General features: G+C 65.5%; 26 protein-coding genes. 12 read left to right on the top strand and 14 right to left on the bottom strand.

What is annotated here, in order from left to right; translation table 11 throughout:
- Positions 1-4: 4 nt before the first annotated feature.
- Complete coding sequence (gvpU, locus tag H4P35_RS21580; RefSeq protein WP_180097963.1) at positions 5-454, bottom strand: gas vesicle accessory protein GvpU; 450 nt, start codon at positions 452-454, stop codon at positions 5-7.
- Between the two features lie 171 nt (positions 455-625).
- On the opposite strand from gvpU, the gene H4P35_RS21575 reads away from it, so the two are divergent.
- Positions 626-997, top strand: a complete 372-nt coding sequence (locus H4P35_RS21575; RefSeq protein ID WP_056326184.1) for a hypothetical protein — start codon at positions 626-628, stop codon at positions 995-997.
- A 51-nt stretch (positions 998-1,048) separates the two neighbouring features.
- On the opposite strand, the gene H4P35_RS21570 is transcribed toward H4P35_RS21575, so the two are convergent.
- Positions 1,049-2,392 (bottom strand): ParB/Srx family N-terminal domain-containing protein, encoded by a 1,344-nt coding sequence (locus tag H4P35_RS21570; protein ID WP_226846952.1) that lies wholly within the window; start codon positions 2,390-2,392, stop codon positions 1,049-1,051.
- A 187-nt stretch (positions 2,393-2,579) separates the two neighbouring features.
- Between H4P35_RS21570 and H4P35_RS21565 the strand changes: the two genes are divergently transcribed.
- Entirely contained in the window at positions 2,580-3,248 is a 669-nt protein-coding gene (locus H4P35_RS21565) for an ankyrin repeat domain-containing protein (protein ID WP_226846951.1), read from the top strand.
- Between the two features lie 56 nt (positions 3,249-3,304).
- Here H4P35_RS21565 and H4P35_RS21560 read toward each other — a convergent pair whose 3' ends face one another.
- Positions 3,305-4,411, bottom strand: a complete 1,107-nt coding sequence (locus H4P35_RS21560; protein WP_226846950.1) for a porin — start codon at positions 4,409-4,411, stop codon at positions 3,305-3,307.
- A gap of 254 nt (positions 4,412-4,665) precedes the next feature.
- On the opposite strand from H4P35_RS21560, the gene H4P35_RS21555 reads away from it, so the two are divergent.
- From H4P35_RS21555 to H4P35_RS21545, 3 genes are all read left to right on the top strand, one after another.
- Entirely contained in the window at positions 4,666-5,319 is a 654-nt protein-coding gene (locus H4P35_RS21555) for an NUDIX domain-containing protein (protein WP_226846949.1), read from the top strand.
- A gap of 101 nt (positions 5,320-5,420) precedes the next feature.
- Positions 5,421-6,269, top strand: coding sequence for a ribose-phosphate diphosphokinase (prs, locus tag H4P35_RS21550; protein ID WP_226846948.1), 849 nt, complete (start codon positions 5,421-5,423; stop codon positions 6,267-6,269).
- Positions 6,270-6,290: 21 nt separating this feature from the next.
- Positions 6,291-7,991, top strand: coding sequence for a nicotinate phosphoribosyltransferase (locus tag H4P35_RS21545; RefSeq protein ID WP_226846947.1), 1,701 nt, complete (start codon positions 6,291-6,293; stop codon positions 7,989-7,991).
- Between the two features lie 319 nt (positions 7,992-8,310).
- Here the strand turns inward: H4P35_RS21545 and H4P35_RS21540 are convergent, their stop codons facing one another.
- The 5 genes from H4P35_RS21540 to cyoA all read right to left on the bottom strand — a co-directional run bounded on the left by H4P35_RS21540 (position 8,311) and on the right by cyoA (position 13,256).
- The gene (locus H4P35_RS21540; RefSeq protein ID WP_226846946.1) at positions 8,311-9,090 is read right to left on the bottom strand and encodes an SURF1 family protein; all 780 of its coding nucleotides are present in this window, start codon (positions 9,088-9,090) and stop codon (positions 8,311-8,313) included.
- Positions 9,090-9,515: a cytochrome o ubiquinol/quinol oxidase subunit IV gene (gene cyoD / locus H4P35_RS21535; protein ID WP_369818574.1), complete on the bottom strand. Its 426-nt coding sequence runs from the start codon at positions 9,513-9,515 to the stop codon at positions 9,090-9,092. Before cyoD ends, H4P35_RS21540 begins: the two co-directional genes overlap by 1 nt.
- A complete protein-coding gene (gene cyoC, locus H4P35_RS21530) occupies positions 9,512-10,153 on the bottom strand; it encodes a cytochrome o ubiquinol oxidase subunit III (RefSeq protein WP_063952400.1) in 642 nt (213 codons plus the stop codon). The genes cyoD and cyoC overlap by 4 nt, the downstream gene beginning before the upstream one ends.
- Positions 10,146-12,149, bottom strand: a complete 2,004-nt coding sequence (cyoB, locus tag H4P35_RS21525) for a cytochrome o ubiquinol oxidase subunit I (RefSeq protein ID WP_152382418.1) — start codon at positions 12,147-12,149, stop codon at positions 10,146-10,148. The genes cyoC and cyoB overlap by 8 nt, the downstream gene beginning before the upstream one ends.
- A 63-nt stretch (positions 12,150-12,212) precedes the next feature.
- The gene (gene cyoA / locus H4P35_RS21520; RefSeq protein WP_226846945.1) at positions 12,213-13,256 is read right to left on the bottom strand and encodes a ubiquinol oxidase subunit II; all 1,044 of its coding nucleotides are present in this window, start codon (positions 13,254-13,256) and stop codon (positions 12,213-12,215) included.
- Positions 13,257-13,477: 221 nt separating this feature from the next.
- Between cyoA and H4P35_RS21515 the strand changes: the two genes are divergently transcribed.
- Positions 13,478-14,812 carry an MFS transporter gene (locus tag H4P35_RS21515; protein WP_056326974.1) on the top strand — a complete coding sequence of 445 codons (1,335 nt, stop codon included), beginning with the start codon at positions 13,478-13,480 and terminating at the stop codon, positions 14,810-14,812.
- Between the two features lie 106 nt (positions 14,813-14,918).
- Here the strand turns inward: H4P35_RS21515 and H4P35_RS21510 are convergent, their stop codons facing one another.
- Positions 14,919-15,962 carry a histone deacetylase family protein gene (locus H4P35_RS21510; protein ID WP_304518350.1) on the bottom strand — a complete coding sequence of 348 codons (1,044 nt, stop codon included), beginning with the start codon at positions 15,960-15,962 and terminating at the stop codon, positions 14,919-14,921.
- 53 nt (positions 15,963-16,015) lie between these two features.
- Positions 16,016-16,594 (bottom strand): YdcF family protein, encoded by a 579-nt coding sequence (locus H4P35_RS21505; RefSeq protein ID WP_226846944.1) that lies wholly within the window; start codon positions 16,592-16,594, stop codon positions 16,016-16,018.
- A 68-nt stretch (positions 16,595-16,662) separates the two neighbouring features.
- Here H4P35_RS21505 and H4P35_RS21500 point away from each other — a divergent pair, with 68 nt between their 5' ends.
- The 4 genes from H4P35_RS21500 to H4P35_RS21485 all read left to right on the top strand — a co-directional run bounded on the left by H4P35_RS21500 (position 16,663) and on the right by H4P35_RS21485 (position 21,340).
- Positions 16,663-17,226 carry an RNA polymerase sigma factor gene (locus tag H4P35_RS21500; RefSeq protein WP_226846943.1) on the top strand — a complete coding sequence of 188 codons (564 nt, stop codon included), beginning with the start codon at positions 16,663-16,665 and terminating at the stop codon, positions 17,224-17,226.
- Positions 17,213-18,214, top strand: coding sequence for a FecR family protein (locus H4P35_RS21495; RefSeq protein ID WP_226846942.1), 1,002 nt, complete (start codon positions 17,213-17,215; stop codon positions 18,212-18,214). Before H4P35_RS21500 ends, H4P35_RS21495 begins: the two co-directional genes overlap by 14 nt.
- A 227-nt stretch (positions 18,215-18,441) precedes the next feature.
- Positions 18,442-20,811, top strand: coding sequence for a TonB-dependent siderophore receptor (locus H4P35_RS21490; RefSeq protein ID WP_226846940.1), 2,370 nt, complete (start codon positions 18,442-18,444; stop codon positions 20,809-20,811).
- 127 nt (positions 20,812-20,938) lie between these two features.
- Positions 20,939-21,340, top strand: coding sequence for a hypothetical protein (locus H4P35_RS21485; RefSeq protein WP_056326215.1), 402 nt, complete (start codon positions 20,939-20,941; stop codon positions 21,338-21,340).
- 19 nt (positions 21,341-21,359) lie between these two features.
- On the opposite strand, the gene H4P35_RS21480 is transcribed toward H4P35_RS21485, so the two are convergent.
- The 3 genes from H4P35_RS21480 to H4P35_RS21470 all read right to left on the bottom strand — a co-directional run bounded on the left by H4P35_RS21480 (position 21,360) and on the right by H4P35_RS21470 (position 23,402).
- Complete coding sequence (locus tag H4P35_RS21480; RefSeq protein WP_223572606.1) at positions 21,360-21,974, bottom strand: hypothetical protein; 615 nt, start codon at positions 21,972-21,974, stop codon at positions 21,360-21,362.
- Positions 21,975-22,027: 53 nt separating this feature from the next.
- On the bottom strand, positions 22,028-22,423 hold the full coding sequence (locus H4P35_RS21475; RefSeq protein WP_226846938.1) for a hypothetical protein: 396 nt from the start codon (positions 22,421-22,423) through the stop codon (positions 22,028-22,030).
- Positions 22,424-22,508: 85 nt separating this feature from the next.
- A complete protein-coding gene (locus H4P35_RS21470) occupies positions 22,509-23,402 on the bottom strand; it encodes a LysR family transcriptional regulator (protein ID WP_062839719.1) in 894 nt (297 codons plus the stop codon).
- A 108-nt stretch (positions 23,403-23,510) separates the two neighbouring features.
- Here H4P35_RS21470 and H4P35_RS21465 point away from each other — a divergent pair, with 108 nt between their 5' ends.
- Both H4P35_RS21465 and tam read left to right on the top strand, forming a co-directional pair.
- Positions 23,511-24,497, top strand: a complete 987-nt coding sequence (locus H4P35_RS21465; RefSeq protein WP_056326978.1) for a TerC family protein — start codon at positions 23,511-23,513, stop codon at positions 24,495-24,497.
- A gap of 176 nt (positions 24,498-24,673) precedes the next feature.
- The gene (tam, locus tag H4P35_RS21460; RefSeq protein WP_056326226.1) at positions 24,674-25,447 is read left to right on the top strand and encodes a trans-aconitate 2-methyltransferase; all 774 of its coding nucleotides are present in this window, start codon (positions 24,674-24,676) and stop codon (positions 25,445-25,447) included.
- Positions 25,448-25,460: 13 nt separating this feature from the next.
- Here tam and H4P35_RS21455 read toward each other — a convergent pair whose 3' ends face one another.
- Complete coding sequence (locus H4P35_RS21455) at positions 25,461-26,267, bottom strand: helix-turn-helix domain-containing protein (protein ID WP_062839716.1); 807 nt, start codon at positions 26,265-26,267, stop codon at positions 25,461-25,463.
- Positions 26,268-26,352: the final 85 nt, after the last annotated feature.

The following is a 26,352-nucleotide window of genomic DNA, read 5'->3' as shown; positions in this document are numbered from 1 at the left end:
CGGATCAGGCCGACGCGTCGGACTGCATGCGTCCCAGGATGAATCCGTCCACGGCGCTGGTGCGGCCGCGCCACAGGGTCGGCTGTCCAGCAATGGGCGTGCCGTCAGCGGTGAAGAACAGCGCGTCGGCCAGGTGGATGTAGTTGGGCAGCGGGTCGACGGGCTGCGGCAGGCGGAACACATCGCCCAGCTCGGCCAGCGAAGCGTGCACGGTCTGGCGCGTGTCATCGTCCATCGACGCCAGCGAGCCCGAAAAGCTGGCGGCGAAGGTGTCGAAGTACTCGGCGCCCGAAACGATCGAGCCGGACACCAGCATGCCGCCCATCTGCAAGGTCACGCCAATGCTTTCGATCTGGCTGCCGTTGTTGACCAGGTTGACCAGGAACTGCAGGAAGGCGTCCGCGGTGGGTGCGGCGGCAGCAGGCTGGCTGGCGGCGGAGGGGTCGATGCTCATGAGAGGGATCTCTGAAAGGTTTGCAAGAGGCACAAGATACTCGAAGGACGCTGAAAATGGTCGCGCGGCAATCCCGCGAGAAGCGGGCCGTTCGGGCGCCTGACCGGGCCTTCCGGGGCGGCGTCCGGCGAGTATGTTGGCACCCTGACCGCCATTCCCTTTGGAGCCTCCATGAGTAGCGTGAATTTCCTGGGTATCAATGCCGGCGCCGGCCAACCCGCGTCCGCCCGCAACGCCAACGCCACTGCCGGCGAGGGCTTTCGCGCGGCGTTCGCCGACGCCACCGAGCGCAACCGTTCGGCCATGGGCCGTGGCGTCTCGGGTGCGGCGCAATCCGCGCCGTCGCAGGCCGAGCAGGAGTTCATGGACTACGCCGCGATGTCGATCGAGGACAAGATGTTCTACGCGGCCTTGGCAAGCCTGGGCATTTCCAAGGAAGAGTACGACGCCATGTCTGCCGCCGAACGCCTGGAAGTCGCCCAGAAGGTGTCCCTGGCAATGCAGCAGCTAGCCAAGGCCGAAAATACGAAGGAAGTGCTCTGAGGTCCTGACGGCCCAATGCGAAAAGGCCCGCCTGCGCGGGCCTTTTTCACATCACCATCCCCAGCAGGTGCCCGCCGCCGGCTTGCCGCAGGTGCGGTAATTCACCGCGAACCACAGCTTGCCCGCGCCGCGCGGCGTGCGGTCTGACGTCTTGACGTCGTTGCGCGGCAGTTCTTCCAAGGTGTCGCGCGCGGTCTTGGTGGGCGAGCCGCTGGCCGCGTTGGGCGCCAGCACGATGCGGCCCAGGCTGGCGGCATCGCGGTCCTCGAACACGATATCCGTGTCGTTCAACGCGCTCATCTTCAACGAGGCATCGCGCACGGCGGCGGCGTAGCTGTCGCTGGCGCCGGTCGGCAGGATGTCCTTGTTCAGCGTGCTGACCGCCAGGATCTCGGCGGGCGTGGCCGGCGCCTGCATCTTGTACTGATCCAACCCGGGCAGTTGGCCCGCCGCGGCCTGCCGGCGCAGCCAGTCGCCCCACAGGAATTCCGCGAACTCGGGCAGGTTGCCGTTGCTGTAGGCGATGTCGCGGGTGAAGTACACCAGCGAGCGATAGCGGTCTTCCTGCATGCCGCCGGGTTCCTGCGCATGGGACAGCCCCAGGCGCGTGGGCAGCTGGTCGACGGTGATGGGCTGATTCTGCCCGTCGCGCAGCCACGCGCGGCGCTCGTCCACCAGGCGTTGCCAGAAGGCGGCCGCGGTCGTCAGGTCGCTGTAGTTGGCGTCGACCTTCACCCACACCGGCAGCTTGGGGCCGCCGTCAAAGATCTCGCGCAGCGACGAGAACGTATGGTGGCCGTCGGTCAGGTACAGGTTGCCGTCCCAGCCCACCACCACCGTCTTCAGGTTGGCCGTGTTCGTGCCGGGCGCGTCCAGGCAGGCGAACGTGTCGGGCTGGTCCAGGCGGGCGGCGCGGGCCTCGGCGATGCTCTGGAACTTCTGCGCGCGCTCGGCGCCGCCCACGTCTTCGCAGTAATCGTCGAACTTCTTGCCGACTGTGCGGTTCAGGTAATCCAGCTGCAGCACCGGATCGGCCGCCCAGGTGGCGCGGTCAAAATCGCCCTGCCAGCGGCCCAGCTTGTAATAGATCTGGTCATAGCCGATCGCGGCCTGGGTGGGGTGCAGTTCCTCGATGCGGACCTGGATCACGTCGCCCGGCTTGGTCTGCAGGTAGGCCGTATTGCGCGGGGGCGTCTCAGGTTGCGGTTCCGGGGCGGGCGTCTGCGGCGGCGCCGGGGTTTCGGCGACAGGCGGCTGGACGGCGTCATCGTCATCGTCGCCGCCGCCATTGCAGGCGGCCAGGGCCAGCGGCAGCAACGCCAGGGCCAGCGCGCGGGCAAGGCGCGTTTGCGGACGGAATACGGGCGAGAACGCGGAAGGGGAACGAGAAGGCATGACAGTTCGTGGGGGGCTGCGATCAGTGAGGGAGGCCGATCATGCCGGACGCGTGTTTCCTGCGCATTGCACGTCACCATGAATCTGACCGAGCATAGCTTGCACGGCCCGCAGCAGGGAGATAATGGCAGCGCGCCCGGCGCAGGACCGTGGCGCGATACCGGAAAAACCAGGGAGGCTGCCGGCAATGGCTTATATCAACTTCTGGCGCATCTGCTTCGCGCTGACGCTCAGTGCAATCGGCTTCGGTGCGGCGGCGGACGACCGGGGCGCGCAACTGCTGGAGGCGTCCGGCAAGGGCGACACGGCGCGTGTGCGCCAATTGCTGGCCGCAGGCGCGCCGCTCGAGGCGCGGGACGGGCAGGGCAACACGCCGCTCCTGCGCGCCACGCAGGGCAACCACGAAGCGGCCGCGGCGGCGCTGATCCAGGCTGGCGCGGACGTGAACGCCAAGAACGGCATGCAGGACAGCGCCTATCTATTGGCGGGCGCGCAGGGGTATCGCGAGATCCTGGAACTGACGCTGACGCACGGCGCGGACCTGAAAAGCACCAACCGCTACGGCGGCACGGCGCTGATACCTGCCTGCGAGCGGGGCCATGTCGAGGTCGTCAAACGTCTGCTTCAGGCCGGGGTGGATCCGAACCATGTCAACCGGTTGGGTTGGACCGGGCTGCTGGAAGCCATCATCCTGAGTGACGGGGGACCACGCCATCAGGCCATCGTGGCGCTGCTGATAGAGGGGGGCGCGGACGTGAATCTGCCGGACAAGGACGGCCGCACGCCGTTGCAGCACGCCCGCCAGCGCGGGCAGACAGAGATCGTCCAGATGCTGGAGCGCGCCCGGGCGCGGTAGCGGCCCGGGCGGCGGGGTGGGCCGGCGCCGCGCAGGCGGACCGGCCCGGCACACGCTTAGAACTGGTGGCGGATGCCCACGCCGGCGGCGGTGCTCTTGACGCCGTCGATGAACGCGTAGTCCGTGCCGTACGAACCATAGGCGTACAGGTTGGTGCGCTTGGACAGGTCGTAGGTGTAGCCCACGCTGTAGACGTTCATGTTGGCGTCGCCGCCCGTCAGCTTGTCGTTGGACGGGGCCACGTGCTGCCACGACGTGAACAGGCTGCCTGCTGCGCTGACGGGGATCGTTGCGCCCAGCATGTAGGAATTGGCCTTGAAACCGTCCACGAAGCGGTTGATGCCGAATTCATCGCTGAACGGCGTACCGGCCGGCAGGTCCTGGCCAACGAACCAGCCGTCCGTGGTGCGGCCGTAAGCGGCGGCCAGCTTGACGACTTCCAGGTCGTACGACGCGCCGATGGCGTACTGGCGCGGGGTGGCGCCGTTGTCGATGGTGCCGCGGTTGGAACCGTTCAGCTGGTCATACGTCAGCGTCACGTTCAGCGGACCTTGCACGTAGCGCAGGCCGGTCGTGATGCCGCGGGTGTTGTCGGCGGTCTTGAAGCCGGTCTGGTCCGTCGTGGTGTCGTCCACGCTGAACGAGTAGCCCACGGCGAATTCAAAGCCGTTCACCGACGGGGTGCGGTACATGACCATGTTGTCCCAGCGCATGGTGTTGGCCGCGCTGAACCCCAGGCCCAGGTTGGACTGGGTGTAGCTGGTGTAGAAGGGATCGATGTCGGCCAGGTAGTTGGAGCCGACGGTGGCCTGGCGGCCGAATTCGAGCGAGCCCCAGGCGTCGTTGGCCAGGCCGATGGTGGCTTGGCGGCCGAACAGGCGGCCCGACTGGCCGCGGCTGCCGTTGGCGGAGTCAAAGCCGCTTTCCAGCTTGAAGACGGCGCGCAGGCCGTCGCCCAGATCTTCGGATCCGCGCAGGCCCCAGCGGGAGCCGGCCTGGATGCCGTTGATCATGCCGACTTTGGAACCACTGTAGCCATCGCCCTTGATCTTGTTGTAGCCGAGGCCGGTGTCGATGACACCGTAGAGGGTGACTGACGGTTCTGCCTGGGCAACGCCTGCGAAAGAGGCCAGCATTGCCGCGGCGAGCAGCGTCTTTTTCATCCGGAAAACTCCTGTGTTGCAGTTGAAGAAAAAGCAAAAGGAACACGGCGCCAAGCATCAACCCGGCGGTGTTCCTCGGGGCATAGTGTAGAACAATGCGTTAATTGTCGTTATCCGCCGTCAATTTTTGCCAAAATTCGAAGTTGTTCTAGTGGCGCACGCGCCCGAAACCTGCGCAGGCGGATCGGGGCCGGATTGACCTGGATCCGTCATAGTGGCATCTTGCCCAAAACCCGAATCTTGGAACCCTCGTCTTGGAATTTCCCCAGCCGCTCGTCACCGTCGACGCCGTCCTTCTCACCCTGCGCGAATCCGGCCTGGAAGTCGCGCTGCACCAGCGCGACCGCGAGCCCTTCCAGGGCGCGATGGCGCTGCCTGGCGGCGTGGTGCACGCCGACGAGGACGCGTCCACCGAAGACAGCATCCGGCGCGTGTTGCGGGAAAAGACCGGTTTCGAGCCGCGCTACCTTGAGCAGCTGCAGGTGTTTTCGGGCATGGATCGAGACCCCCGGCAATGGTCGCTGTCGGTGGCCTACGTGGCCCTGGTGCCCGCCGCCGAACTGGCCGCCGCCACGCGCGCCGAGTTCCGCTTTGTCAGCGTGGACGCGCTGCCGCCGCTGGCGTTCGACCACGCCGCCATCGTCCGGGCGGCCGTGGACCGCCTGCGCAGCAAGTCCACCTATTCCACGCTGCCGTTCTTCCTGTTGCCCAAGCGCTTCACGCTGACTCAGCTGCAGCACACCTACGAGGCGATCCTGCAGACCCGGCTCGAGAAGTCCAATTTCCGCCGCAAGATGGAAGCGTGGGGCGCGCTGGAGGCCACCGACGAGCAGGTCGGCGGCGCGCAGCGGCCGGCGCGCCTGTACCGGCTGAAGGACTTCACGTTTTTCGACCGCAGCGTCGGGTGATGCATGAGCGCGCCCATTCAAACGCAAAGATAGTTGCACAACGACAATAAGTAGGCTTATACTGGCGTCACTTAGTTTTGAAATGCCACTAAGGGACGATCATGTTCACCATTACTGCGGTCATTGAAGGACAACGCCTGACCGATACGCCGGCAGCGTTCCGGTTTCCAGGCGGCGAAATGCAGGTCACCATTCCGGCCGGGCTGCGCGAGCAGGCGGACGCCGCCCGCGAATTTCGCATCCATGCCTTGTTGAAGTCGGCCGACGACGTGATGCAGTTGTTGCTGTTGACCGATGCCCTGCGCCGCCTGAATCCTGCCGTGCCGGTGCACCTGGACATGCCTTATGTGCCGTATGCCCGCCAGGACCGCGTGTGCAACCCGGGCGAGGCGCTGGGCGCCGCGGTGTTCTGCAAGCTGATCAACGACCAGCAGTACGCCACCGTCACCATCGTCGAACCCCACAGCGACGTCACGCCGGCGCTGCTCGCGCGGGTTCGGGTCGTCGATGCCGCCGCCTTCCTGAAAAAGGCGCTGGCCGCCCCGGCCTTTGCGCAAGGCGTCACGCTGATGGCGCCGGACGCCGGCGCCCGCAAGCGGGTGCAGGCGCTGGCCAAGGCGCTGGGCGTGGCGGATGTGCGCTACGCGGAAAAGGTCCGCGATCCGCAGACCGGCCGCATTACTGAAACCCGCGTGCCCGACGATATCCCGGCCCAGCCGGTGCTGGTGGTCGACGACATCTGCGACGGCGGACGCACGTTCCTGGAACTGGCCGCCGCCCTGCGCGGCAAGACCCGCCAGCCGCTTTACCTGTATGTCACGCACGGCATCTTCAGCAAGGGTCTGACCGAACTGAAGGCCAACTACGCCGAGATTTTCACCGCCTACGACTGGACTCGCACCGAAGACGCCCCTGTGCCGGGCGCCGCCGCAGCCGTCCTGGTCAACTAAGCAGCCAAGAAGGAAAACGCCATGAATGCCCCCGACACCCTGGCCCCCGCGCTCAAGAACGGCCTGAATCCCTTTCTGCAGGCGGATTTCTACAAGACCGGCCACCCTTTCCAGTACCCCAAGGGCACCAACAAGATCCTTGCCAACTTCACGCCGCGTTCCGCGCGCCTGGCGCCGGTGCTGCCCGAACTGTTCGACGAGAAGATCGTCTGGTTCGGCCTGCAGGGCTTCATCAAGGAAATCCTGATCGGGCTTTTCAACCGCGAGTTCTTCGGCAAGCCGGCCGCGACGGCGGTGCGCCAGTACCAGCGCCGCGTGGACAACGCGCTGGGCAAGGGCGCGGTCACGGTGGACCACCTGCAGGCGCTGCACGACCTGGGCTACCTGCCGCTGGAAATCCGCTCGGTCCCCGAAGGCGCCCGCGTGGACATCCGCGTGCCGCCCGTCACCTTCATCAACACCCAGCCGGAATTCGCCTGGCTGGTGACCTACATCGAAACTCTGTTCAGCTGCGAATCCTGGAAGCCGTCCACGGTCGCCACCATCGCCTTCGAATACCGCAAGCTGCTGACCTACTTCGCGCAGCTGACCGGCAGCCCGATGGCGTTCGTGGACTGGCAGGGCCATGACTTCTCGATGCGCGGCATGGCCGGCTTGTACGACGCGCGCAAGTGCGGCGCGGGCCACCTGTTGTCCTTCACCGGCACTGACACGATCCCGGCCATCGATTACCTCGAAGACCTTTACCTCGCGGATTCGGATCGGGAACTCATCGGCGGCTCGGTGCCGGCGACCGAACACTCCGTGATGTGCCTGGGCAGCAAGGAAGGCGAGATCGAGACCATCCGCCGCCTGGTCAAGCAGGTCTATCCGGCGGGCATCGTGTCCGTGGTGTCGGACACCTGGGACTTCTGGCAGGTGGTCACGGATTTTGCCGCGGCACTCAAGTCCGAGATCATGAGCCGCGAGCCGGATGCGCTGGGCAACGCCAAGGTCGTGTTCCGCCCGGACTCGGGCGATCCCGTGAAGATCCTGACCGGCTACTTCTGCACCGATGTGCCGGGCGTAGACGACCGCGCTGCCTTGCAAGCGGCGCAAGCCGCGGGCTTTGAGGCCGTGCGCGATGCGGCCACCGGCAACTACTGGCTGCTGGGTGAAGACGCCAGCGCGCGGCAAGCCCTTCGCGCCGCCGAGGTGAAGGGCGCCGTGCAATGCCTGTGGGACACCTTTGGCGGGGTAGAGACCGAGCGCGGCTACAAGCTGCTGGATCCGCACGTCGGCCTGATCTACGGCGACTCCATCACGCTAACCCGGGCGCGCGACATCCTGGTGCGGCTGGAGCGCAAGGGCTTTGCCTCGGGCAACGTGGTGCTGGGCATCGGGTCATACACCTATCAGTACCTGACGCGCGACACCTTCGGCTGGGCGCTGAAGGCCACATACGCCGAAGTCAACGGCGAACCGCAGGAACTGGTCAAGGACCCGGTCACCGACTCCGGCGTGAAGAAGTCCGCCAAGGGACTGCTGCGCGTGGAAGAGACGCCAAGCGGCTACGTGCTGCACGATCAGCAGACGCCCGAGCAGGCGGCGGGCGGGGCGCTGGTGCCGGTGTTCCGCGACGGCGAGCTGCTGGTCGAACAAAGCTTGGCCCAGATCCGGGCGCGGCTGCAGGGATCGTGGGTGTGCCCCGAGGCGGGCAGCATCCGCTGGCCGGCCTGCTGATCCCGCCGGCGGTTGCACGGGAGATCAAACGACAACGGCGCCCCAAGCGGGCGCCGTTGTTGTTGGCGATACCGGTCTTCGTGGGGCAAGGTGTCAGACACCCATGTGGTGCCTGCTCAACTTGACGGTCGTTGCTGACGGGTGTCAGACACCTTGCAAGACACCTTGCAGTCGAGGCAGGCACCAAGCGGCAGATAAGGTGTCAGACACCCACTGCTCCGTTCCCCCAAGTTGACGACCATCTGCGCCGGGTGTCTGACACCGTCTTGGAAACAATAACGGCGCCTTGGGGGCGCCGTTGTGTTTGCGTGCCGGCGGATCAGCCCGGCCGGCGCGCGCGCTTTTCCTCGCGCACGAAGATCACCACGCCCACGATCACCATCAGCGCCAGCGCATACCAGGTGATGGCGTACGTCAGATGGTTGTTCGGAAAGTTGAGCATCGTCAGGCCGCCCACCGGTTCCCGCGCGGGATCCTTGCCGGGGCTGGACGCCGCATCCGCATCGATGAAGTAGGGCGCCACGTCGGTCAACCCGCGCGCCGCCGCGATGCCGGGCAGATCGCGCGAATACCAGAGGTTCGCGGCCGGGTCGTTGTTGCGCAGAAAGCCGCTGGCCGGCTCGCCCATGCGCAGCAGGCCCGTCACCTGGCCCGGGGCGGCGGGCTGGGCGGCATTGGCCGGGTCCTTGCGCCAAGCCGGCAGCACGAAGCCGCGGTTGACCAGCACGGTGCCGCCGTCCGCCAATTGCAGCGGCGTCATGACCCAATAGCCGCTGCCCAGTTCGGTCGCGGCCTGCACCAGCGTCTGCTTGTCGAAGTGGTACGTGCCGGCGGCGGTGACGTGGCGGTATTCCGCGTTGTCCTGGGTCAATTGCGCCCATTCGCTTTTGCCGGGGCCGGGCGTGGCGGGCGCGTGGGCCCGCTGATCCACCTGCGCGATCAAGGCGCGCTTCCAGGCCAGCCGGTGCACCTGCCAGGTGCCCAGGGCGCAAAGCCCGGCAAAGAGGGCGACAGCCAGCAACCCCAGGATGACCAGGGTTGCCTTGCTGCGCGGATGTCGGGAGGTGTCGCGTGAAGAAATGTCTTTGACTGCTGCCATCAGGGCATCTTGCGCATGTCATGCGGGGACATGGGCATCATGTTGGAGTTCAAGTGATACATGATCCAGATGGATCCGCTGAGCGTGATCACGACCAGCACCAGCGTGAATATTAACGCCAACATGTTCCAGCCGCTTTCGGACTTGGTGTCCATGTGCAGGAAGTAGACGATGTGCACCACGATCTGCACGACGGCGAACGCCAGGATCACCAGGCCGGTGACGCGCGAGCTGTCGATGACCCGGTCCATCACCAGCCAGAACGGGATCGCCGTCAGGATGGCCGCCAGCACGAAGCCGGTCATGTAGCTCTTGAAGGTGCCGTGGGCGGCGGCGTCGTCATCGTCATGGTGGCCATCGTGATGATCGTGGCCGTGATGGCCGCCGTGGCCGGTGTCAGCCAGGTTATCCATGTGCGACGTCATGGCAGCACTCCCATCAGGTACACAAAGGTGAACACGCCCACCCAGATCAGGTCCAGGAAGTGCCAGAACATCGACAGGCACATCAGGCGGCGGCGGTTTTCCGGGATCAGGCCGTGCAGGCGGACCTGCAGCATCAGTGTCACCAGCCACACGATGCCGAAGGTGACGTGCAGCCCGTGCGTGCCGACCAGCGTAAAGAAGGCCGACAGGAAGGCGCTGCGCTGCGGGCCCGCGCCCTGGTGGATCAGGTGCCAGAATTCGTAGATTTCCAGCGACAAAAAGCCCAGGCCCAGGATGCCGGTGACCGCCAGCCACAATTGCGTGGCGCCGATGCGGTTGCGCCGCATTTCCAGCATGGCAAAGCCGTACGTAATGGACGACAGCAGCAGCAGCGTCGTGTTCACCGCCACCAGCGGCAGGTCGAACAGGTCCGCGCCGGACGGCCCGGCCGCGAAGCTGCGGCCCAGCACGCCGTAGACCGCGAACAGGCACGCGAAGATGAGGCAGTCGCTCATCAGGTAGATCCAGAATCCGAGCAGCGTGCCGTTCTTGGGATGGTGTTCGCCAGGAACGTAGAAGACCGGTTCCTGGGCCGGCGCGGCGCCGCCGGGCATGGGGTGGGCGAGGGTATCAGACATGTTGCGCTAGCAGCCTTGTGCGGGCGTCTTCCGTGGCGACGACCTGTTCGGCCGGCACGTAGTAGTCGCGCTTGTAGTTGAAGGTATGGATGATCGACACCAGGATCAGCGCGGCAAACGCCAGCACCACCAGCGGCCACATGTGCCAGATCAGCGCAAAGCCCAGCACCACGCTGATCCCGGCCAGCACGATGCCCGCCCACGTGTTCTTCGGCATGTGAATCGGAATGAAGCCCTGCTGCGGACGCTGGTAGCCGTGCTGCTTCATCTGCCACCAGGCGTCCAGGTCATGCACGCGTGGCGTGAACGCAAAGTTGTACACGGGCGGGGGCGACGACGTGGACCATTCGAGCGTGCGGCCATCCCACGGATCGCCGGTGGTGTCGCGCAACTGGTCGCGGCGGCGGTAGCTGACCACGAGCTGGATGATGAAGCTGGCGATGCCGCATGCGATCAGCAGCGCGCCAAAGGCCGCGATCTGGAACCAGATCTGCAGCGACATGTCCTCGAAGTGGTTCACGCGGCGTGTCACGCCCATCAGGCCCAGCACGTAAAGCGGCATGAAGGCCACGTAAAAGCCCACCAGCCAGAACCAGAACGAGCATTTGCCCCAGAACGGATCGAGCTTGTAGCCGAACGCCTTGGGGAACCAGTAGGTGATGCCGGCCATCAGTCCGAACAGCACGCCGCCGATGATCACGTTGTGAAAGTGCGCAATCAGGAACAGGCTGTTGTGCAGCGCAAAGTCGGCGGGCGGCACGGCCAGCAGCACGCCCGTCATGCCGCCGATCACGAAGGTGACCATGAACCCGAGCGTCCACAGCATCGGTACTTCGAACCGGATGCGCCCGCGATACATGGTGAACAGCCAGTTGAAGATCTTGGCGCCGGTCGGGATCGAGATGATCATTGTCGTGATCCCGAAGAACGAGTTCACGCTGGCGCCGGACCCCATGGTGAAGAAGTGGTGCAGCCACACCAGGTACGACAGCACGGTGATCACGACCGTGGCGTACACCATGGATGCATAGCCGAAGAGGCGTTTGCGGCAATAGGTGGACACCACCTCGGAGAAGATGCCGAACGCCGGCAGGATCAGGATGTAGACCTCGGGGTGGCCCCAGATCCAGATCAGGTTCACGTACATCATGGCGTTGCCGCCAAAGTCCGCCGTGAAGAAATTGGTGCCGACATAGCGGTCCATGGACAGCAGGGCCAGCACTGCCGTCAACACCGGAAAGGCCGCCACGATCAGCACGTTGGTGCACAGCGCCGTCCACGTGAAGATGGGCATGCGCATCATCTTCATGCCGGGCGCGCGCATCTTCACGATGGTGACCAGCAAGTTCACCCCGGATAGCAATGTGCCCACCCCCGCTATCTGCAAGGCCCATATGTAGTAATCGACCCCGACATCCGGACTGTGCAGGATGCCGGATAACGGCGGATACGCCAGCCAGCCGGTGCGGGCAAATTCCCCGACGAACAGCGACATCATCACCAGGATCACGCCGCCGGCGGTCATCCAGAAGCTGAAGTTGTTCAGGAACGGAAACGCGACGTCGCGCGCACCGATCTGCAGCGGCACGATGTAGTTCATCAACCCCGTGACCAGCGGCATCGCCACGAAGAAGATCATGATGACGCCGTGCGCCGTGAAGATCTGGTCGTAATGGTGCGGCGGCAGGTAGCCGGTGGAATCGCCAAAGGCCACGGCCTGCTGCGCCCGCATCATGATGGCGTCGGCAAAGCCCCGCAGCAGCATCACGATGCCCAGGATCACGTACATGATGCCGATCTTCTTGTGGTCGATGCTGGTGAACCATTCGTGCCACAGGTAGCCCCACTTCTTGTAGTAAGTGACGGAGCCCAGCACGACGATGCCGACGATCGCCACCACGAAGAATGTGACCAGCAGGATGGGCTCGTGGTAAGGAATGGCGTCCCAGGTCAGACGGCCGAAGATCAGCTTGGTGAGGTCAGGTTGATCAGGCATCTCGATTCCAGCAAAAAGACCGCGTTTACATGGCGCACGTGCCGTGCCGAAAAACCTGCCGCGCTACAGCACCAGACCTTCGGAGGCCGTGCACATGGCGCCCACGTACTTGCGCGGCGGCATTTCGGTGAGCCCCAGGCGCTCGCGCGTCTGAGGATCCAGGGTAGTGAGGTTGTGCGCGCCCGGAATGCCGGCGCCGCCTTGGGCGTCGATGGCCATCGCGTCGCGCATGCACATGCGGTTGGGCTCGACGCAGCGGTTCACGATGGCGTCGAACAGGCCCGGCGCAACGGTGGCGTAAAGCTGCACCGGGTTGCGCTCGCTGGGTTGTTCAAGTTTCAGGTACGCCGCGCGGTCCAGTGTGGCTTGCGACTTACGCGCCTGCCCGACCCAGTCGTCAAAGCCTTTCTGGTCCAGGCCATGGAAGCGAAAGCGCATGCCGGAAAACCCCGAGCCGCTGTAGTTGGCGGACAGGCCCTCGTATTCGCCGGGGTGATTGATGACGGCGTGCAGCGTAGTCTGCATGCCGGGCATCGCGTAGATCTGGCCGGCCAACGCGGGCACGAAGAATGAATTCATCACCGATGACGAGGTGATCTTGAACTGGATGGGACGATCCACCGGCGCGGCCATTTCGTTTACCGCCGCCACGCCTTGCTCGGGATAGAGGAACAGCCACTTCCAGTCCAGCGCGACCACTTCGACCACCAGCGGCTTGGTGTTGGGCGGCACCTCGCGGCCTTCGGACAGGCGCGCCAGCGGGCGGTAGGGATCGAGCTGGTGGGTGCTGACCCACGTGAGTGCGCCGAGCGCGATGATGATGAGCAGCGGCGCAGCCCAGATCAGAAGCTCCAGCATGGTGGAGTGGTTCCAGTCGGGATCGTAGGCGGCGTCCTTGTTGCTGGCGCGATAGCGCCATGCGAACAGCAAGGTCAGGATGATCACCGGCACGATGATGATGAGCATCAGGCCGGTGGAGATGATGATCAGGTTGCGTTGTTGCACGGCCACGTCGCCCGACGGCGAGAGCAAGACCGCATTGCACCCGGCGAGCAGCGGCAGGGCGGCAAACAGGATCAATCCGCGAAGCCTTGCGAAGGACGACATAGTCATACCCCGAAACGTAACCGTGCGAAGTAAACGAAACACTACGCTGGAAGCCGCGAAAAATCTAGGGTAAAAAGAGCAAAAGTATGCACGGCCGCGCATGCGGAGGCGTCCTGGGCCGTAAGGCTTGCGGCGCGCGGCATGATGCGCGTACTGTCATGCAGGTGTGTTGCAAGATCGTAGACAAGGCGTATTCAGATCCTTTTTTTGCGAGCGAATCCATGTCGACCACCACGCAATATCCTGGTCATCCCTCTCCCGTTTCCGGACCTGGGGCGATCAGCGGCGGGACCAGCCACGCCAAGGTGGCGCCTGGTGAGATCGCCGTGGGCGTGGTGGTGGGACGCGCCTCGGAATACTTCGATTTCTTCGTATTCGGCATCGCCTGCGTTCTGGTTTTTCCGAAGGTGTTCTTTCCCTTCGAAGCCCCGCTGGAAGGCACGCTCTGGGCCTTCGTCATCTTCTCCTTTGCCTTCATCATGCGTCCCATCGGCACGGCCGTGTCGATGGCGATTCAGCGCCGTTGGGGCCGCGCCACCAAGCTGACCGTTGCCTTGTTCGTATTGGGCACGGCGACCGTGGGCATGGCGTTTCTGCCGGGCTATGAATCCATCGGCGTGCATGCGATCACCTTGCTTGCCGTGTTCCGCTGCCTGCAGGGGCTGGCGTTCGGCGGATCGTGGGACGGCCTGCCATCGCTGCTGGCGCTGAATGCGCCGCCCAATCGCCGCGGCTGGTATTCGATGATGGGACAGCTGGGCGCGCCAGTCGGCTTCATGGTGGCCAGCGCGCTTTTTCTTTATCTGCACGTGACGCTCACGCAGTCGGACTTTCTGGAGTGGGGCTGGCGCTATCCGTTCTTCGTGGCGTTTGCCATCAACGTGGTGGCGCTGTTTGCGCGGCTGCGGCTGGTCGTGACCGAGGAATACACGCAGCTGCTTGAAGAAGGCGAACTCGAACCCATCAGCATCCGCGAGATCGTCAGCCAGCAAGGCTACAACCTCTTCATCGGCGCCTTCGCCGCGCTGGCCAGCTATGCGCTGTTTCACCTCGTCACCGTTTTTCCGCTGTCGTGGATCGCTGTCAGCGGCACGCAACAGATTTCGGATGTGCTGATCGTGCAGATCATTGGATCGGTGATCGGCATCCTGGGCACGATCGCCTCCGGATGGCTGGCCGACCGCATCGGCCGGCGCACGACGCTGGGGCTGCTGGCCATGCTGATCGGCGTGTTTGCGGTGGTGTCGCCCTGGCTGCTGGGCGGTGGCCCGAAGGCGCAGGACGCGTTCATTCTGATCGGCTTCGCGTTGCTGGGACTGTCCTACGGCCAGGCGTCGGGCACGGTCACCGCCAACTTCACGCGCCGGTTCCGCTATACCGGCGCGGCGCTGACGTCCGACATGGCATGGCTGGTCGGCGCGGCGTTCGCGCCGGTGGTGGCACTGGGCCTGTCCGCGCGATTCGGGCTGGTGGCGGTCAGCGTGTACCTGCTGTCGGGCGTGGCGTGCACGCTGCTGGCGCTGCGGATCAACAAGGTGCTTGAGACGCGCGATTGAATGGGTGCTGCGGTTTCGCAGCGGTGTCTGACACCCTGGGGAGACGGTCTCGGGTTTGCCGCGGTGTGCATAGGGTGTCAGACACCTTTCAGACCTTCCAGACGGTTCAGCCCAGATACCCTTCCAGCACATTCGCCACGTTGATGCCCACGTCCGCGACCGCATAGCCGCCCTCCATCGTGAACACCACGGGCAGCCCCAGCCCAGCCAGCATCTGACCGACCTGCAGATAGTCGGCGCTCTTCAATTTGAACTTCGAAATCGGATCGCCTTCGTAGGTGTCCACGCCCAGCGCGACGACCAGCGCGTCGGCCTTGAACGCGCGCACGGCGTCTATCCCCTGCTGCAAGGCGGCCGTCCAGGCCGCGAAGTCGCTGCCGGCGGGCAGCGGCAGGTTCAGGTTGCAGCCCTGGCCCGCGCCTTCGCCGCGCTCGTCTGCATAGCCCAGATAGAACGGATACTCGGTGGTCGGATCGCCGTGGACCGACACGGTGAGCACGTCGCCACGGTTGTAGAAGATGCTTTGCGTGCCGTTGCCATGGTGATAATCCACGTCCAGCACGGCCACGCGCTGTGCGCCCGCGTCGCGCAGCGCCTGCGCCGCCAGGGCCGCGTTGTTCAGGAAGCAATAGCCGCCAAAGAAGTCCGGACCGGCGTGATGGCCGGGCGGCCGGGTCAACGCCATTGCCGCGCGCAGGCCCTGGCCCTGGGATACGGCGCGCGCGGCGTCGATGGCGCAGGCGGCGCCCGCGGTGGCCGCTTCCCACGTGCCGGCCGTCAGCGGACAGCCGCTATCGAACGAGAACAGGCCCACGCGCGCCGCGAAATTGGTGGGCTCGATGTCGTGGCGAAATCCGCGCACCGGCCAGATCGACGGCAGCACGTCGATATCGGCATTGGCCGGATCCAGCGCCAGCCATTCGTTCCAGGCGCTTGCCAGAAAGTCCACATAACTCGGCGTGTGCACCCGTTTGATGAGATCCATGTCCGGGCTGCCGGGCACGCGCAGTTCGCCGATGCCGCGCTGGCGCAGCGCGTCCAGCACGAACGCCAGCCTTGCCGGCGTTTCATGGCAGGGCACCAGTTTGCCGCGGAACATTTCGTGGCGGCCGCTGTGTTTGTTGTGAACGGGGTTGTGGAAGATCAGCACGATGGGAAGTCCTGGATGGATCAGGCGGGCGGATGCGCCCTGATGGTTCGCCCTTATAGCGGCCGGAAAATATACAGCGCCACGGCGGGCAGTTCACGGAAAACGGAATAGAGGTCGCGCATTTCGAAAAATGCCGGATAGGAGCCGCCGACATCGGCCACGCCCTGGCGCTTGAGCGCGAGCATCGTGCGCGGCACATGGAAATACTGCGTCACGGCCAGGGCCCGTGTGTAGCCGTGTTCGCGCATGTAGGCGCTGGCGTGACGGGCGGTGGCCCACGCGTCCACCCCCGCACTGTCGACGACGATCTGGTCCGCGGGCACGCCGCGCGCCAGCAGGTAGTCGCGCATGGCGGCGGCTTCGTCCGTGCCGGCCGGATCCACGCCGCCGCTGACGAACAGAATGCGGCATTGCGAGGCGGCATAGCAGTCGTAGGCGCGGTCCAGCCGCGCGGCCAGGCGCGGCGAGGGCTGGCCGCCGGGTTCGACCTTGTTGCCCAGCACGACGGCCACGTCCGCGTGGCGTGCGCCGGTCACCAGGCCAGTCGCGGCCAGGGCAAAGGCCGCCAGCAGCACCAGCGCGGCCAGAATCATCACGGCGCGAGTCGCAAATCGGTAGATCGAAAATGTCATGGCGTATGCCGGAGGGAAGGCGAGGGCAGGAGCTTACGGCAAAGGGCGTCGAGGTCTCGTTTGTCGTAATGAGAATCATGATTGATAATGCGACCCTTTCCGCCTGCGATTTTCTGCTGCTCTCCATGTCCCGTCCACCGCCCTCCGAAAAAGGTTGGCTCGCGCATTACCGCGAGCTGATCGGGACGTGGACCCGGCGCAGCACGAGCCGGCACGACGCGGAGGATGCCGCGCAGGACGTCGTGGCCAATATGCTGCGCAATGGCGAATCCGCCGTGCTGGACCCGAAGGCCTACCTTTATGGCGCCAGCCAGAACCGTCTGAATGGCGAGTTCCGCCGACAGTCGCGGCGCGAGGTGCTGAGCCTGGATGCATTGTCGGATGCCGAGCATCCCGTCCAGGCGGATCCGGAGTCCTCGATACGCGCGGCGCAGCTTGCCGATGCGCTAAAGTCGGCGCTGGCCGAGCTGCCCCTCAAATGCCAGCAGGTGTTCCTATGGAACAAGCTCGAAGGCTACACCCAGGCCGAAATCGCCGAGAAACTCGGGTTGACGCAGAGCATGGTCGAAAAACACATGAAGCGCGCGCTGACCCATATCCATGACCGGTTGCAAGATCATGCCCCGCACTGATTCCCGCGTGGACGCCTCCCGCACGCCTGCGACGCCGCGCGACCAGGCGGCGCACTGGTTCGCGCGCGAGCGACTGGGCACGCTGGATGGGGCAGAACGTCGCGCGTTCGACGCGTGGCTGGCGGCGGACCCGGAACACGCGCGCCAGTACCGCGCGATGCAGGCCGTGTGGCGTGTCGCGGATAGCCTGCCGCAAGACGAGATGCGCGAGATCCTGGCGCGGTCCGACGAGGCGCCCGCCCGGCCAGGCCGCCGCAGGTTCGCCGTGGGGCTGTCGGCGGCCTGTGCCTTGACGCTTGCTGCCGGTGTGATTGCCCCGCGGCTGTGGTCGCCGTCGCCCGATTTCTCGCAATCGCTGGCGACCGCGCGGGGCGAGCGCAAGCGCGTGGCCTTGCCCGATGGCTCCCTCGTGGAGCTGAACACCGACACGCAATTGCGGGTCGCGCTGTACGCGGACCGGCGCGAGGTCGAACTGCTGGCGGGCGAGGCGTTGTTCACGGTCAGTCCGGACGCGGCGCGGCCCTTTACGGTGAATGCAGGGGCGGCACAGGTGCGGGTGACGGGTACGCGTTTCAATGTGCGGCGCGAGGGCGATGCCGTGGCGCTGGCGGTGGACGAGGGCAGCGTGGCGTTCTCCGCTGGCGCATGGTGGAACAGGACCACACGCCACCTGACGGCAGGCTACGCCGCGCGCTACGCGCCCGGCGGGCCCCTGGAAGCGCCGCACCAGGAAAACGTGGCGGCGATCACGGCCTGGCAGCGCGGCCGGCTCGTGTTCCGCGATACGCCGCTGGCACAGGTGGTGGCGGAGCTGAACCGCTACCTGCGCAATCCGTTGCGGATCGACGACCGCAAGCTTGCGCAACTGCGCGTGGCTGGCACCCTGCCTATCGACGAGCCCGAATCGGTGCTGGACGTGCTGCCTCACATCGCCCCGGTGATCGTGCTGTATCCGGCCGGGGGCGGCGCAGTCCTGGCGCCGCGCTAGCGCCGCTGCTGGCCACTCCCGCTTTCGGAAGCGAAGGGGCGATCGTCGGTGTTCAGAATTATTTTGTTTCAAATATTCTATCGAGAATCATTCCGGTTTTTTCCGGCTTGCGGCGTCTATCCGATGAAAGGGGTCGTACGCGAGATGCCGATCGACCCTGGAAGCAACCTTTGGCCAAGGGTGTCGGGCGCTCACAGCGCGGGCAGTTGTACCGGAATTTTCTTCTGATGATGGACAAGCAAGTTAAGCAGCGCGCAGCGGCGCGTAAGGCCGCAAGGCGCGGTGCGCACGGCGCGGGCGGCGCGCTGGCGATTTCCCTGGCACTGGCGTGGGGCGCCATGCCCAACGATGCGGTGGCGCAGACCGCGCCGGTGCAGATCAGCATCACGGCGCAGCCGCTGGGCGATGCCCTGCTGCAGTTGGGCGAGCAGGCGTCGCTGGTGATCTTCTATCTGCCCGAGACCGTGCGTGGCCGCACCGCGCCGGCGGTAGCGGGACAGTTGACGCCGGACGAGGCGCTGCGCCGGTTGCTCGCGGGCACCGGCATTGCCTTCCAGCGGGATGGCCGCAATGTATCCCTGACCGCGCCGTCCGGCGGCTCCGCGCAGCTCGAGCCGGTGACGGTGCATGGCGTGGCGGTGGGAACGGCGGACAGCTACGTCGCCCTGTCCAGCCAGAGCGGCAAGCTGGACGTGCCGCTGATCGAGACGCCGCGTTCGGTGTCGATCGTGACGCAGGAGCAGTTGAAGGTGCAGGCGCCGCGCAACCTGGAAAGCGCGCTGGCCTACACGCCCGGCGTGCAGACGGAGGTGTCGGGCTCGAGCGATGCGCGGATGACGGGCGCCGTCATTCGCGGCTTCAGCGACGGCAGCGCCTATTTCAAGGATGGCTTGAAGCAGCTGTCGACCGGCACCTATGCGTCCTGGAACGACAACATCGAAGAGCTCGACAGCATCGAAGTGCTGAAGGGGCCCGCGTCGGTGCTGTTCGGCCAGGGGCGGCCGGGCGGTGTCATCAACGTGGTCTCCAAGCGGCCCTCCGCGGATCACGTCAACAGCGTCGGCGCCAGCTACGGCACGTACAACCGCCGTCAGCTCACGGCAGACCTGGGTGGTGCTTTCGACGGCGAAGGAAAGGTGCTGTATCGCCTGAACGTGCTGGGCCGCGACAGCGACGGCCGCACGGACGGTTCGCGCGACGACCGGATATCCGTGGCGCCCTCGATCCTGTGGAACATCACGAACCAGACCCGGGTGACCCTGCTGGGCACATACTCCAAGGAGCGTGCGACGCCCAAGAGCTGGTGGCCCAATCTGTATACCTATCCGGAGATCGGCGACCTGCCGCTCAGCCGCACCGCGGGTGATCCGGATTTCGACCGCTTCGACCGCGACACGAAGTCCATCGGCTACGCCTTCGAGCACGACACGGACAACGGCTGGCGTCTGCGCCAGAACCTGCGCTATTCCGAGATCGACATCGACTACCGGCACATCTACGCGATGGACCTGCTGGATGACCGGCGCACGGTCACGCGCGGCAGCCTCGCCCAACGCACCAACGGCAAGACTTTCGCCGTGGACAGCCGCGCGTCTCGCGACTTCAAGTGGGGCGGCCTGCAGCACACCTTTGCGCTGGGCGTGGACTACCTGCGCTACAAGGAGAACGATGCGCTGGGCTTTGGCTGGGACGTGCCCAACCTGGACATCTATGCGCCGGTCTATGGCCAGAACATCGATTATCCCGAGCTGGACCCGTCGCGCACGGACCTGAAGCAGACCGGCATCTACACGCTGAACCAGCTCAAGTGGAACAATTGGGTCGGCAACGTGAGCCTGCGCCGCGACTTCGTGCGCACTACCCAGACCAGCATCACGCAACCGCGTATCAGCGACTCGGCCACCACCGGCAGCGTGGGCCTGCTCTATCTCTTTGACAACGGGGTGGCGCCGTACGTCAGCTATTCGACGGCGTTCGATCCGATCACGGGCAAGCAGTTCGACGGCACGGCGTTCAAGCCGCGCGAGGGCAAGCAGTATGAAGTCGGCGTGAAGTACCAGCCGCCCGGCACGGATGCGCTGTTGACCGCAGCCGTCTTCGACATCCGCCAGACCAATGTGACAACGCAGGATCCGGACCATCCGCGATTCAGCGTGCAGACGGGCGAGGTGCGTTCCACCGGCGTCGAACTGGAGGCCAAGTTTCCGCTCTCGCGTGAACTCAGCGTGATGGCCGGCTACGCCTACATCGACCCACGCACGACCAAGAGCAACCGCCTGCAGGACGTGGGCCGCCAACTCACGCAGACCGCGCGTCAGACGGCAAGCCTGTGGCTGGATTACCGGCCGCAGCAGGTTCAGGGCCTGATGCTGGGTGGCGGGTTGCGCTATCGCGGCAAGGCGCCGCTGAACACCGCGGCGGACGGCACCACGCAATACAACCCGGCCTTCACGCTGGCCGACGTTGCCATCGCCTATGAAACGCCGCGCTACCGCATCGCCCTGAACGTGAACAACGTATTCGACAAGCGTTACTACACCTACACGTTCCGCGGCATGGAGCGCGAGGCGATGCTGAGCATGAACTATTACTGGTAGAGGAAAAGGGGCGGGTGCGGCCCGCGCTTGCGGGTAAACGAGCAGTGCGCGTGGGCGGGCGGTCGTTCATCCTGGTTAGAATCCGGAAGATACCGTCCCGCGCCGTCGTGGCTGGCGCACCGTCCCCATGAACCTGCCGTTTCCCATCCGCCAAGAATGCCCTCCCGGCGCCTGTGTGTGCGACCGGGACCGGTTGCTGGCCAATCCGGCTTCCGACCTGCGCGTCCTGCGGCTGACCCGGGAAGAAGAAAAACGCCTGGTCGCGCGGCTGGAAAACATCACCAGCCTGGACGACCTGCGGGCCATGCAAGGCCGCATCCAGGCCCAGCTTGGCATCGTGATCCACATCACACCCAGCGAAAACGAGGTGCGGACCTCGCGCGGCATCTCGATTCAATTGGAAGAATTGCCCGGCCTGTGCCGCAAGACGCGGGCGTCGCTGCCCGCTGCGATTCGGCGCGGTTTCGACAACCGGCCCGAGATCGTCTATGCGCTCCTGAACGAGCGCGACCTCTTGAGCGGCACGTGATCGCGGTCAAGGACCGCGGTTAGTTCCCGCGAACGGCGGGGCAGGGCGCAAGCGGCACCACGTCCGCCGGCGCGCGCCCGGCGTCGGGTCGCGTGACGTCGCGTTTCTTGCCCGTGCGGGCGGGATAGATCAGCAGCACGGCGCTGCCGGGTTCCAGCTTGGGACTCTGCGCCGTGCCATAGGCCACCGTCCAGCCGCGCAAGGCCAGCGGCGCCAACGTGTATTGCAGGGCCGAGCCATGCGCGACGTGGGCGACCTTGCCTGCGTAGAGTTCCTGTTGGGGGGTGTCGACGCCGTCGATGGTCTGGTAGGTGGCGATGCTGACCAGCGCCGCGGATTCGCCAGGGCGCGCCAGCACGGCGGTCTTGTATTTGCCGGGCGGCACGTCCTGCAGGTTGACGGTGACCTGCGCGCCGCCCTGGCCGGCGGCATCCAGGTGCACGCCCACCACGTCGGCGTGCGAGAGCGTCCTGTCGCTGGTGTTGCGCACCCGCACGCTGTACTGCCCCGATGTTCCCGTCACGGTGCAGACCGCCACGCCGTGGGGAGACGCTGCCTGGGCGGACGCCGCGCCGGCGCAGGCCAGCAGCGCCGAAAACGGCAGGGTCAGGCAGCGGGTAGATCGAGACAGCACGGCACGCTCCGGGTAAGGGCAGCGTACCGGGCGGCGCGTTGCCTGCCCCCTTTTTACACCACTTGCCGCCCCGGGGCCTGCTGCTCGCGCTTGCCAGCCAGCCAGTGCAAGATCAGGGCAACCACCAGCAGGCCGGCCATGATGAAGCCCCAGAAGATCCAGCCGAGCACGGAGATCAGCGTGCCGAGGCTGCCTGCGAAGGGCAGCACCTGGTTAAGACCCTGCGCGGCCCAGACCAGGCCGCCCTGCAGCGATTCCAGCCATGCCGGATCCACCCAGGGGGCCGCCCAGGCCGGCGCAACCCATTGCGAGGTGTCGACGGCGGTGCCGGGCACCTGTGTCGTGGCAATGGTGGCCAGCACCCAGTCGGTCAGTTGCAGGGTCAGCGCCACCAGCCCGGTCCAGAGCGCCGCGAGGACGGCAAAAGCGAGCCAGATGATTTTCTTCATTGATGTGGTACTCCGATGACTCAAAAAGAACCGCCACGATAGCGGGGATTCTATTTCCGAAAAACCAGAGTGGATGTGACAAACATTAAGATAAAACCGAAGTTTTGGCCTGGGAGAGGATCTCACGGACCAGGGGATGGTGCTGGCCGCGGCGGTTGCGGATGGCGTGGATTTCCTCGTGCACGTCCTCGCAGCGCGCCAGCGGCCGCAGACCGCGCAACAGCGCGACGTCGTCCCCGCCCAGGCGGCTCAGGGGAAACACGCCCAGGCCCCGGGCCGCGAATACCGACATGAGCGCGCTGTCCTCGAATTCGCCCACCACGTTCGGATACACGTTCTGTTCGGCAAACCAGCGGTCCAGCGTCTGTCGCAGCACCGAGTGACCCGTGGGCAGCAGCACCGGCAGCCGCTCCAGGCAGCGCGGAAAATCCAGCGTGTCCGACTTGCGCACCAGCTTGGCGGGGCCGTACCAGTCCACGGGCGAGGACACCAGGCGGTCGCTGGTCAGCCGCAGGTTGGGGTTGGCGGGGGCGCCCTGGCCGGCCAGCACCAGATCCAGGTGATGCCGCGCCAGCTCGCCCAGCAGCTCCTCTACTTCGCCTTCATGGCAGGTCAGGTGCAGATCGGGCGTGTGCAGCACGGGGCCCAGCAAGGCGTGGGCCGCCAGCTTGGAGATGCCGTCCGACAGGCCCACCGACAGCCGCACGACGGGCTTGGTGGCGGCCGCGCGCACTTCCTGCGGCAGCACTTGCCCGATCTGGAAGATTTCCTCGGCGCGGGCGAACGCCGCCTGGCCGGCGTCGGTCAGCGCCACGCCACGCCCGGCTGGCTTTAGCAACTGATGGCCCAGGTTTTTTTCCAGTTCCCGGACCTGGGCGCTGATCGTCTGGATGGCCATGTCCAGGCGCTCGGCGGCGCGGGAAAACCCGCCCTCCTTGGCAACCATCCAGAAGTAATACAGGTGGCGGTAGTTCAGCATGGATGTCGGCTCACTTCGGTTTTTTCGAACCTTAACTCACTTTCAGGCTGATTTCTCCATTCCAGGCACAGCGGGATCATGGGCACCTTCGAATCTAGCGGGGCAATCATGGACACTTTGATCACCTTCTTCAACGCCGATTTCCTTGGCACTCCAACCTGGAGCTGGCTGCTCTTCATCGGTATCGTCGTCAGCCTCCTGGCCTTTGACCTGGGCGTGCTGCACAAGGAAGACCGCGAGATCGGCGTGCGCGAAAGCCTGTTGCTGTCTGCCGGCTACATCACCGCGGCCGTGCTGTTCGGCGGCTGGGTCTGGTGGAACATGGGCGCGGAAAGCGGCATGGCCTACTACACGGGCTTCATGATCGAAAAATCGCTGTCCATGGACAATGTGTTCGTGATCGCGCTGATCTTCAGCTTCTTTGCGATCCCGCGCCAGTATCAGCACCGGGTGTTGTTCTGGGGCATCCTGGGCGTGATCGTGCTGCGCGCCACCATGATCGGCCTGGGTGCCGCGCTGGTCAGCAACTTCGGCTGGCTGCTGTATCTGTTCGGCGCGTTCCTGGTGTTCACGGGCATCAAGATGTGGATGATCGCGGACCAGACGCCTGACATCGCCACGAATCCGATCCTGAAGTTCCTGAAGCGTCACATGCGAGTCACGGACGACCTGCGCGGCAACGCGTTCATGGTGACCGAGGTTGACCCGGCCACGTCCAAGAAGGTGCGTTACGCGACGCCGCTGCTGCTGGCGCTGGTGCTGATCGAGTTTGTCGACCTGGTGTTTGCCGTGGACTCGGTGCCCGCGATCTTCGCCATCACGACCGACCCGTTCATCGTGTACACGAGCAACATCTTCGCGATCCTGGGCCTGCGTGCGCTGTACTTTGCCCTGGCGGCGATGATCCACCGCTTCCATTACCTGAAGTACGCGCTGGCTCTGGTCCTGGTGTTCATCGGCACGAAGATCTTCCTGGTCGGTTTCATCGGCAAGGTGCCTCCCGCGATTTCGCTGGGCGTGACCTTCAGCCTGATCCTTGGCGGCGTGCTGTTCTCGCTGTGGAAAACCCGCTCGGATGAACTGAAGCCGCAGTAATCCTGGCGTCCCGCCTTCCAACCGCCCGCCGGCGACAACCGGCGGGCTTTTTTATGGCGGCCTTTTTGTGCAGTCCATATGCAGCCGATATGGCAAGCGACGCCACGATGAATTTGTCAGCGGAAAAGGCGAGGCGTACAGTCGGCGCTACCCCCATCGCCACGCAAGGAACGATCATGAACAGCTGGTCCGCCAAGCAGTATTCCGCCTTTGAAAACGAGCGTACCCGCCCGGTGCGGGACCTGGTGGCGGCCCTGCCCAATCTGCTCGTCAAGCGCGCCGTGGACCTGGGCTGCGGGCCGGGAAATTCCACCGAAGTGCTGGCCAGCCGCTATCCGGACGCCGAGATCTCGGGCATGGACAGCTCGCAGGACATGATCGATGCGGCGCGCAAGCGCTTGCCGGCGCTGTCGTTCGAACTGGCCGACATCGCCACGTGGAATCCGCCGCAGCGTTACGACGTGATCCTTGCCAACGCCGCGCTGCAATGGGTGCCCGACCACGAGACGCTGTACCCCGCGCTGGTGGCCAAGCTGGCCCCCGGCGGCAGCCTGGCGGTGCAAACGCCCGACAACCTGGAAGAACCCGCGCATCGTCTGGCCAGGCAGGTGGCGGGCGAGGCGCCCTGGGCGGCCAAGACGGGCGGCGTCAAGCATCCGCCGCGTCACAGCGCGGCCTGGTATTACGAACTTCTCAAGCCGCATTGCGGCACGCTGGACGTGTGGCGCACGACCTACCACCATCCGCTCGCGGGCGCCGCCGCCGTGGTCGAGTGGTTCAAGGGGACGGCCTTGCGGCCCTATCTGGACAAGCTGGATGCCGCCGAGCAGGCCAGTTTCCTGGCGCGCTATCAGTCGTTGATCGAGCAGGCCTATCCGGCGCTGGCCGACGGCACCGTGCTGCTGCCATTTCCCCGCCTGTTCATCGTGGCCGGTTCCAGACAGGCGTAGCCCGCGCGCGCGTTCATGGCGGCGTGGCCTGCGGGTCGCTCTTGTCCGCGAAGTAACGCGCGGGCGTCTTGCCCAGCGTCTTCTTGAACATCGTGATGAAGGCGCTGACCGACTCGTAGCCCAGGTCTTCGGCCGTGCGCTGCACCGACACGCCCGCCGACAGCCGTTGCAGCGCCAGGATGATGTGCAGCTGCTGGCGCCAGCGGCCGAAGCTCATGCCGACCTCCTGCTGCACCAGCCGTGCCAGCGTGCGTTCGCTCATGGCGACGCGCTTGCCCCACTGTGCGACGGTGCTGCGGTCCGCCGGATCCGCGTTCAACGCGCCGGCGATTTCGCGCAGGCGCGGATGATCCGAGATGGGCAGGTGCAGGTGCTCGGTGGGCATCTGCGATAGCTGGTCCATCAGCACGTCGGCCAGTCTGCGGTTGGCGGGCGCCGCCGCGTCGGCAGGCGCCAGGTTGGCCAGGTGCACGACCAGTTCGCGCACCAGCGGGGTGATGGCCAGCGTGCAGCATGCCGTGGGCAGGCGCGGCGCGTCGGCCGGCACGAACAGGAAGCAGACGCGGCCATTGGCCGTGACCCGGTTGCTGTGCGGCACGCCGCCGGGGATCCAGACCGCACACTGCGGCGGCACCATCCACAGGCCTTGCGGCACCGAGCAGGTGACGCCGCCGCGCAGCGCCAGGACAAGCTGGCCCATGTGATGCCGGTGCGTCGGCGATTCGTTGTCCTGCTCGGCCGCATGCACGGGCATGGCGAACGCCCATTGCGTGGCGGAATCGGGATCGAAGGGGGCGGGCGGCGTGTCGGGCGTGCGCATGGGCGTCGGCGCTGCAAAGGGGGAATGTGGCCGAATTGCGGGAAAGGTTGTCATTATCTCGAAATTCGGTAAGGCGCGCGGCGCG

The organism is Achromobacter sp. 77, from assembly GCF_020541125.1.
GTDB classification, from domain to species: Bacteria; Pseudomonadota; Gammaproteobacteria; order Burkholderiales; family Burkholderiaceae_B; genus Achromobacter; species Achromobacter mucicolens.
This window is presented reverse-complemented; position numbering and strand designations above follow the sequence as displayed.